We start from the raw sequence: 8,553 nt of genomic DNA, 5'->3' as shown, positions 1-8,553 counted from the left end.
ACTGTTTGATCTCGTTGATTAACCTTAAGCCGATAGGCTTTCCAAGGTCTGATTAGGGTGCGAAACTTGAGATATTAATAATATTGCTATTGGAAATAAGTTAGCTGTAACTCGTCAGGGTGTAGAGTCAATGCTGCCCTCTGCTCAGAAGTCGAATCTAATTAAAACTGATAACAAATCTCAGTTTAATAATGTACAAGATTTTATTCAATGGATTTCACCATTAGCTGTCAAAGTATCAACTGAGGCTAAACAAGAAGCTCTTTACCCTTCATTAATGATTGCTCAAGCTATTCATGAAAGTGGTGTTGCTCGTGCCATTGGAGAAAGTCAACTTGCTAGACCGCCTTATCATAACCTCTTTGGAATAAAAGCTAGAGGGGATCAAGCGTATGTTTTAACTTGGACATGGGAACATATGAACAATGAGAATATTTCCGTTTTAGCTGGTTTTAGACGCTTTCCTTCATACGAGCAGTCCTTACAGGCTTATGCTCAGTTATTAAGATTTGGTCGAGGAACAGGAGAAGATTTTTATTATAGAGGAACTTGGCAGAGTAATACAAAGGATGTGTGGGAAGTATTAGATAAAGGTGGACTGAGAGGTTACGCTACTGATCCAGCTTACTTTACAGCAATTAGAAGAATAATCAATGAGCATAATCTCACTCAATTTGATAAATAAATTATGACAAAAAATAATTACTTAGAAAGGAACATCTTAAAATGCAATGTATTAATAAGCGACTTAAAAAGTTGCTTCTAGCACTATCTGCCACTATTATGTTATCAGGGAATTTTGGATCGTTCATATCCACTATTGTTTCCGCCTCAGAAAACAATGAAACTGAAGATGTTGTAACTGAAGCCGTTGTTCAGGATGGACTTAATAGTAAAGATGAATCAATTAATGAGGTCACCAGAGAAGAAGTGAGCCGAGAAGGAAGTAACGAAGAGGACATTCAAGATGAAGCACCTACTGATAGAGTAGATGGTGAAACAAAAGAGGTATTCCTGGACGGAGCAGAAGATTCTTATTCAGATATGGAAAAATCATACATGGATTTTTTGAACTCATATGATGAACTAACTGAAGAAGAAATAATAGAAAACCTTGATGCGTTTCAATTATTTATAGATGATGAAGATACCATCCATTCCATGATAGAGGTACTAGAACCAAAAGAATTTGGAGCTAGTCAAAATAAAGATTTAGTTGAAAGATTACAGTTCATTAGAGAAGAAAATAAGCAGAAATCAGTTGTTAACTCCCTGATGACTACTCCACTAGAGGAAGTTTCCAACATGAATATGATGTCTGTCAGTTCAACTGCTAACAATACCACTGTGGAACGAATTGCAGGTCAGAACCGCATGAGAGTGGCTGAAAACATTAGCAGAAGAGGATGGAGCAGTAGCGATACCGTTATCATTGCCAATGGATATAAGTTCACAGATGCACTTTCTGGCACTCCGTTGGCTGCTCATCATAATGCACCAATGTTACTGGTTAGTGATAAGAGAATAGATAGTGAAACATTAACAGAAATTGCCCGTCTGAAAGCTCGAAATATTATAATTTTAGGCGGTCCTCATTCAGTACCAGAACACATCAGTAATACTTTAAAAAACAGAGGATTAAATGTCAGACGGATAGCTGGACAAAACCGCTATGATACATCTAGAATGATAGCTGAAGAAGTGATTTCATTACGCGGACCTTCAACAGCACATTTAGTTAACGGCGACGCATATGCTGATGCTGTGAGTATTTCTACAGTAGCAGGAAGATACAAACAACCAATCTTGTTAACGAGAGCTAATGAGCTTCATCCAGAAGTCAGAAAACTGACAAACACAATTAAAGACTGGCGAATTATTGTTGGGACAACTTCAATAAGCAATACTGATGAAAATCAGCTTAAAAGTAGAGTCAGCAACGCTACACGGTTGGCTGGAAAAGATAGATATGAAGTCAATAAAAGAGTGTTAAATCACTGGGGAATCTCAGGCAGAAAAGTTTATATTGGTTCTGGAACAGCTTTCGCAGACATACTTACTGGATCAATTCTAGCTTCGAGGGAAAATAGTGGAGTGTTACTATTGGATGAGCGAGACAACAATATTCAAACAGCTGAAAACTACGCTAGAAACAAAGGGTTAAATCATTTTATAATTTTAGGTGGCACAAACACCCTTTCTAATAGAATCAATGAAAGATTTAGAGATTTATATAAATCATCGAAAAAAATTATCTATCTAGATCCTGGCCATGGTGGAATAGATTCTGGTCCAGTTTATGGTGGTATATCAGAAAAAACTTTGAATCTATCTCTTGCACGTATTTTAAGAGATTATCTAGTATCTTCAGGTAAATATGAAGTGGTTATGTCTAGAAACAGTGATACATTTTTAACTTTAGAACAAAGAGCAAATGATGCGAATGCTAGAAATGCCGATATATTTGTAAGTATTCATTATAATGCGATGGGGGGAGTTAATGCTGGAAGAGCACGTGGAATAGAAACATTTATCCATCATCGTGTATCCTCCGGGTTCGGTCAGGAAACAAACAGGAATGCGTTCCTTACAAGTGATCCTAGAATTAGAGACAGCCTAAGACTTGCTGATCAGATACATCCTCGATTAATATCAGCAACTAAACTTAATGATCGTGGAATAAAAGGAAACAATTTTGGAGTACTAAGAATGACTAAAATGCCTGCTGTCCTTGTAGAATACGGCTTTATGGATAATGCAACTGAATTATCTATTATTAGAACTACTCAACATCAAAGAATAGCTGCAATGGCAACTAAAAATGGTATAGATTCATACTTTGGATTTTAATATATTAAACATTAAGACTTGGAAGGGAATCAGTTAATGATAATCCTTCTAAGTCTTTTTATGAATAAATATAATATATTCATTAAAGTTGAGTTTTTTCCTTAGTTAAAAGTAAACCTATTGGTATTACGTCAATATCTTGGACACGATTTAAGAGAATTTCTTAATGAAACATGGACCGTTTTGAGGACTCAAGGTTTCGGTAAACGTTCTAACCGCTGACGCATTTTAGAACATTTACCGAAACCATGAGGAAAGCTAAAGTCTTTCTATTTAACCGTCCTATTGATTCCGTCTAACTTAAATGACTGCTTGATCTAAGTATGCTTGCTCAATGGCTAGGGGCGTTCGGTTCCCAAGTGCCGAGTGAATTCTCTTCCGATTGTAGAAGGCTTCAATGTATTGAAATAATTCTCTATAAGCGGTATCGAAATCAGGATAATTATTTTGATAAACTCCTTCCTTTTTTCCGATAGAATGAAAGGATTCGATTACGGCATTATCGTAAGGACTTCCTTTCCGACTGAAACTATGACGAATCCCTTGTTTTTCTAGCGCAGATTCATACGCTTCGCTTGTGTAGTGTGAACCAAGGTCAGAATGGAGAATGAGTCCTTCGGCCGCACCGTATCGTTGGGTTGCCTTGGTTAAAGTATCAAAGACCAGACCCACAGTCATCTGTCGGCTAGATGGAAAAAATAACTAGCGCAATATCTGTAGCAAGCTAAATTGTTGTGATTTATTCACATTTTATAATAATCAAAGACATATAAACTGGTAAACTTATAGATAGATATTTTGAAGAGAGAAGGAAGTCTATGACTAAACAATCAAGATCGAGAAAACATTACAAAAGAAATAATAAACGAACAGCTGGAAAAATCATCTTTTCTATATTTATGCTAATGTTTACTCTTATAGGAGCAATAGCTGCTTATATTGGGTGGCAAGTATACTCAGACCTGAGATCTACAACAGACGAAATGTATAAACCAGTGGAAGCACAGGAGCAGCATACAAGTCGTCAGGAAAGACCTCTTGATGTTGATAAAGGTGAAGACCCATTTTCTGTTCTTATAATGGGTGTCGATACAGATGGTCCAGATAACATGTCAGGGCGCTCAGATACACTCATGCTATTAACTATAAACCCCAATACTGAAAAAACGAGCATAGTCAGTATTCCTAGAGATACCTATACGGAAATCGTCGGACGTGGGACTATGGATAAAATAAATCACGCTTATGCCTTTGGCGGTACAAGCATGACTGTAAATACAGTTCAAAATCTGTTTGATATTCCAGTGGATTATTATGTATCAGTTAATATGGAGGGCATGCAACAAATCGTGGATGCTGTAGGTGGTATAGACGTTGTTCCTTCACTTACATTTTCTCAAGGGGAGTACACATTTGTAGAGGGGCAGACCACTCACATGGATGGGGCTAAAGCTCTGGCGTACTCTAGAATGAGAAAGAATGATCCCTCAGGAGATTACGGAAGACAGCACCGCCAGAGGCAAGTTATTGAAGCCACGATGCAAAGTGTGGCGTCTCTTGACTCTGTAATGAACTATCGATCAATCCTTGGAGCGATGAGTACTAATATGCGTACAAATATGGCCTTTGAAGATATGGTGGATATGTTTAACAACTACCGATCATCTGTATCAAATGTCGAACAGCTTCAGCTTTCAGGTAGCGGAACAATGATGAATGGTGTGTATTATGAAATGATACCCGATGAGGAAATTGCACGTGTGCAGGATCATTTGAAATCTGAACTCGAATTGAATTAACTATTGTATAAAATTTTACTGCCCTGTTGTAGATTCCATCTTAACAGGGTATTATTGTATTGTATGTAAAAATTTCGGAAGGATGAACTAGATGAATATTACTGTAGTAGGCATGGGATATGTTGGTTTATCTAATGCTATTTTACTGGCGCAAAACAACTCAGTTAAAGCCTTAGAAGTTATTAAAGAAAAAGTTGATATGATCAATGAGAAAAAATCTCCCATTGTTGATAAGGAAATATCTGATTATCTTGCAAACAAAGATTTGGACTTGGTGGCAACAACTGACAAAGGGGAGGCATACGGTAATAACCCGGAGTATGTAGTCATTGCTGCACCAACTAATTATGACGACAAAACAAATTACTTCGATACATCACTGGTAGAAGATGTGATTTCAGATGTACTGAAGTATTCCCCGAATTCAACAATGATTATCAAGTCCACTATTCCTGTAGGTTATACTTTGGAACTTAGAAACAAGTTCGATACGGACAACATCATCTTTTCACCAGAGTTCCTTAGAGAAGGAAACGCCTTATATGATAATCTATATCCTAGTCGTATCATCTTAGGTGAAGAGTCAGAACGTGCCCAGAAATTTGCGGACTTACTTGTAGAAGGTGCGCTTAAAAAAGACATTTCTGTTCTTTTAATGAAGTCAACAGAAGCCGAAGCAGTTAAGTTGTTTGCAAATACTTATCTAGCTCTACGTGTGGCGTACTTCAATGAACTGGATACCTACGCTGAAGTGCACAATCTGGATACTCAGTCAATCATTGATGGTGTTTCTTTAGATCCTCGTATCGGTGATCATTATAATAACCCTTCATTTGGTTACGGCGGTTATTGTCTGCCTAAAGATACGAAGCAGTTATTGGCTAACTACGACAAAGTACCAAATAATTTAATCGCAGCTATCGTTGACGCAAATAGCACACGTAAAGATTTCATCGCAGAACAAATCATTGCTAGAAATCCGAAAAAAGTAGGAATTTACCGTCTTGTCATGAAATCTGGTTCCGATAACTTCCGTCAAAGCGCTATCCAGGGAATTATGAAGCGTATCAAGGCTAAAGGGATTGAAGTCGTTGTTTATGAACCGGTATTAACCGAGGACACATTCTTCAGATCAAAAGTTAATAATGATTTGGAATCATTTAAAAATGAAGTAGACGTTATTGTAGCGAACAGAATTACTGAAGATATAGAAGATGTAAAAGAGAAAGTATACACTAGAGATTTGTACAACAATAATTAATTGGACGTGCACTGGTTGGATAGGACTGAATCCTTTCGGTCGATCCGACTAGTGCATTTTAAGTTATGAATATTTAAATCGGTTTGAATGGAAACAGGTTATTTATTTGTATTAAATGTTAGGATCTGTAATTATAATTATTTCAAACTCGAAATGTGTCATTTTTTTGAATTAATCACTTTAATAAATTTTAATATATTGTTCACCCGGTACAAAGTTGTTATTTTATATGCTATTCTGTAATCTATGATAATTTGCTATATAGATATTAGTAATTTCAGTCGGTGTAGCAACAGGAGGATAATATGGAAGAAGAAATCAGTTTAGTAGAATTATTTAATATTATAAAAAAAAGGTTGGGACTAATCATCAGCCTAACATTAGTAGGCCTATTGGTAGTTTCCTTTTATACCTTTTTCGTAGCAACACCAGAATACAGTTCAACAACCCAGCTACTCGTTAACCGTACTCAACAGGCAGATGCCATTCAGCGATCAGATATTGATACGAATGTTCAGTTGATTAATACATATAAAGACATAATCAAAGGACCAGTTATACTGGATGAAGTAAGAGATGAACTGAATCTTGATCTGTCTCATTCTGAATTATCAAACAAAATTACGATTTCTAATGAAGCAGACTCTCAAGTCTTTTCGATTCGTGTGGTTGATACAAATCCTTACAATGCGGCAACCATTGCTAATACAACCGCTTCGGTTTTTCAAGAAAATCTAGATGAGATCATGAACGTGGATAACGTGACTGTTATTTCTCAAGCTGAGCCAAACATTAATCCTATATCTCCCAATCATATGCTGAATTTGGCTATTGGTGTCGTATTAGGTGGAATGATTGGAGTAGGTCTGGCCTTTCTTCTGGAATTTCTTGATAACACGGTTAAAGATGAAAAATTCATCGTTGAAGAACTGGGCTGGACTAGTCTTGGGCGTATAGCAGAAATGTCAGCCGATGAATTGAAGTCGGATGGCCGACAGGCTTTACCGCAACGTACAAATGAGACAAGTAATGTCAGGTCTAAGGTCTAGGAGGAAAGCATGATGATATTTAATAAAAAGAAAAAAGTATATACGGCTGACCGTCCTAGCTTAGTAGTGGTAAACAAACCGTCTTCGGTCGTTTCAGAACAGTTCAGAACGATTCGAACAAATATTCAATTCTCTATGGTGGACGAAACGTTACGAACCATCGTTGTGACTTCGGCCGGACCAGTATCCGGGAAAACTACAGTTTCAGCTAATCTAGCTGCTACATTCGCATCAAAGGAAAAGAAAGTTCTACTTGTTGATGCAGACTTGCGCAAACCAACTGTGCATAAAACATTTAAAGTAAGAAATACAGATGGACTAACGACGTTACTTACTGATCGCAAAGCAAATTTAGAGGAAATGATTTACCGTACTCATTCAGAGGGATTATATATTTTGACCAGTGGAGCAATCCCACCTAATCCTGCAGAATTATTGGGATCAAAGCGTATGGAAGAAATTAAACAGGAAATGCTGGATTACTTCGATTTGATCATTTTCGATATGCCACCACTATTAGCTGTCACTGATGCACAAGTAATGGCCTCAATGACTGATGGTGTATTATTCGTTATACCTAAGGGTCAGGCTAATAAGGATGAAGTCTTTAAAGCTAAAGACTTACTTGAAAAAGTACAGGCTAATGTCCTTGGAGCAGTATTAAACCGTGTAGATAAATCAGATGACAGCTATTATTACTATTACGGTGAATAATTAAAGGATGTGCTATCAATGATAGACTTACATTGTCATATACTATCAGGAGTCGATGATGGGGCTCAAACGCTTGAGGACTCCATTAAAATGGCAGAACTTGCCGTTGAAGAAGGAATCACACATATTCTGGCGACTCCTCACCATCAGAAGCGAAGCTGGATCAACGACAAAGCTGATGTTGTAAGGTATGTCAGCGAGCTGCAGTCAGAATTAGATGCCAGAAATATCAACTTAACTATTTTTCCGGGACAAGAAGTCAGCATCTATGGAGAAATAATCAATGATATAGATGCTGATAAGATCCTCTTTACGGACGAAAGCCAAACATATATACTGATTGAATTTCCGACGTCTAATATCCCTACTTACGCAGAAAGATTGTTTTACGAGCTGCAGTTAAATGGGAAGACACCAGTCATTGTGCATCCTGAAAGAAATCATCAGATTCTAGAACATCCTAATCGGTTAAAAGACTTTATCGATAAAGGGGCCTTGGCTCAATTGACAGCATCTAGTTATACAGGGGGCTTTGGAAAAAATATCGAAAAGCTTAGCAAGCAGCTCATTGAAGCGAATCTCGTTCACTTTATTGCTTCAGATGCTCATAACACAGGTAATCGTGCTTTTCATATGAAAAAAGCTTATGACTTGTTAGCGAAAAACTACGGTAGAAGCAAAAGAAATGCGTTTCACCAGACGACAAAAGATTTGCTCAATGGAGACCCAGTGATTGCACCAGACACCCATCACATAAAAAAATCGCTCATTTCAAAATGGTTTAAATAAGTAAAGGAGGACACGAGATGAGTATGTGTCAAGACTTTGGCGGAAACTTTTTTTCTAGAGATGGTAACTCTTCAATTTTAATATTAAAATG

At 37.1% G+C, this 8,553-nt stretch carries 8 protein-coding genes; 7 read left to right on the top strand and 1 reads right to left on the bottom strand.

Annotation, left to right across the window (positions count from 1 at the left end):
• Window positions 1-130 precede the first annotated feature (130 nt).
• Both ABFX15_RS09855 and ABFX15_RS09850 read left to right on the top strand, forming a co-directional pair.
• Complete coding sequence (locus ABFX15_RS09855; RefSeq protein ID WP_346025248.1) at window positions 131-685, top strand: glycoside hydrolase family 73 protein; 555 nt, start codon at window positions 131-133, stop codon at window positions 683-685.
• A gap of 41 nt (window positions 686-726) precedes the next feature.
• Window positions 727-2,850 carry an N-acetylmuramoyl-L-alanine amidase gene (locus tag ABFX15_RS09850; protein WP_346025247.1) on the top strand — a complete coding sequence of 708 codons (2,124 nt, stop codon included), beginning with the start codon at window positions 727-729 and terminating at the stop codon, window positions 2,848-2,850.
• Window positions 2,851-3,150: 300 nt separating this feature from the next.
• Here ABFX15_RS09850 and ABFX15_RS09845 read toward each other — a convergent pair whose 3' ends face one another.
• A complete protein-coding gene (locus ABFX15_RS09845; protein ID WP_346025246.1) occupies window positions 3,151-3,528 on the bottom strand; it encodes an integrase core domain-containing protein in 378 nt (125 codons plus the stop codon).
• A 140-nt stretch (window positions 3,529-3,668) separates the two neighbouring features.
• On the opposite strand from ABFX15_RS09845, the gene ABFX15_RS09840 reads away from it, so the two are divergent.
• From ABFX15_RS09840 to ABFX15_RS09820, 5 genes are all read left to right on the top strand, one after another.
• Window positions 3,669-4,649 (top strand): LCP family glycopolymer transferase, encoded by a 981-nt coding sequence (locus ABFX15_RS09840; protein WP_346025245.1) that lies wholly within the window; start codon window positions 3,669-3,671, stop codon window positions 4,647-4,649.
• A 91-nt stretch (window positions 4,650-4,740) separates the two neighbouring features.
• Window positions 4,741-5,910: a nucleotide sugar dehydrogenase gene (locus tag ABFX15_RS09835; RefSeq protein WP_346025244.1), complete on the top strand. Its 1,170-nt coding sequence runs from the start codon at window positions 4,741-4,743 to the stop codon at window positions 5,908-5,910.
• Between the two features lie 305 nt (window positions 5,911-6,215).
• Window positions 6,216-6,959 (top strand): YveK family protein, encoded by a 744-nt coding sequence (locus ABFX15_RS09830; RefSeq protein WP_346025243.1) that lies wholly within the window; start codon window positions 6,216-6,218, stop codon window positions 6,957-6,959.
• A gap of 12 nt (window positions 6,960-6,971) precedes the next feature.
• The gene (locus ABFX15_RS09825; protein WP_346025242.1) at window positions 6,972-7,673 is read left to right on the top strand and encodes a CpsD/CapB family tyrosine-protein kinase; all 702 of its coding nucleotides are present in this window, start codon (window positions 6,972-6,974) and stop codon (window positions 7,671-7,673) included.
• Between the two features lie 18 nt (window positions 7,674-7,691).
• Complete coding sequence (locus ABFX15_RS09820; protein ID WP_346025241.1) at window positions 7,692-8,462, top strand: tyrosine-protein phosphatase; 771 nt, start codon at window positions 7,692-7,694, stop codon at window positions 8,460-8,462.
• The last annotated feature ends 91 nt before the right edge of the window (window positions 8,463-8,553 follow it).

This window comes from Alkalibacterium indicireducens (assembly GCF_039522005.1).
Lineage (GTDB): Bacteria > Bacillota > Bacilli > Lactobacillales > Carnobacteriaceae_A > Alkalibacterium > Alkalibacterium indicireducens.
The sequence above is the reverse complement of the archived record's forward strand: the minus strand, read 5'-3'. Positions and strand labels throughout refer to the sequence as shown.

Coding starts and splice junctions, on each gene's coding strand:
- ABFX15_RS09855 (WP_346025248.1), top strand. CDS start 131: ATGCTGCCCTCTGCTCAGAAGTCGAATCTAATTAAAACTGATAACAAA.
- ABFX15_RS09850 (WP_346025247.1), top strand. CDS start 727: ATGCAATGTATTAATAAGCGACTTAAAAAGTTGCTTCTAGCACTATCT.
- ABFX15_RS09845 (WP_346025246.1), bottom strand. CDS start 3,528: ATGACTGTGGGTCTGGTCTTTGATACTTTAACCAAGGCAACCCAACGA.
- ABFX15_RS09840 (WP_346025245.1), top strand. CDS start 3,669: ATGACTAAACAATCAAGATCGAGAAAACATTACAAAAGAAATAATAAA.
- ABFX15_RS09835 (WP_346025244.1), top strand. CDS start 4,741: ATGAATATTACTGTAGTAGGCATGGGATATGTTGGTTTATCTAATGCT.
- ABFX15_RS09830 (WP_346025243.1), top strand. CDS start 6,216: ATGGAAGAAGAAATCAGTTTAGTAGAATTATTTAATATTATAAAAAAA.
- ABFX15_RS09825 (WP_346025242.1), top strand. CDS start 6,972: ATGATATTTAATAAAAAGAAAAAAGTATATACGGCTGACCGTCCTAGC.
- ABFX15_RS09820 (WP_346025241.1), top strand. CDS start 7,692: ATGATAGACTTACATTGTCATATACTATCAGGAGTCGATGATGGGGCT.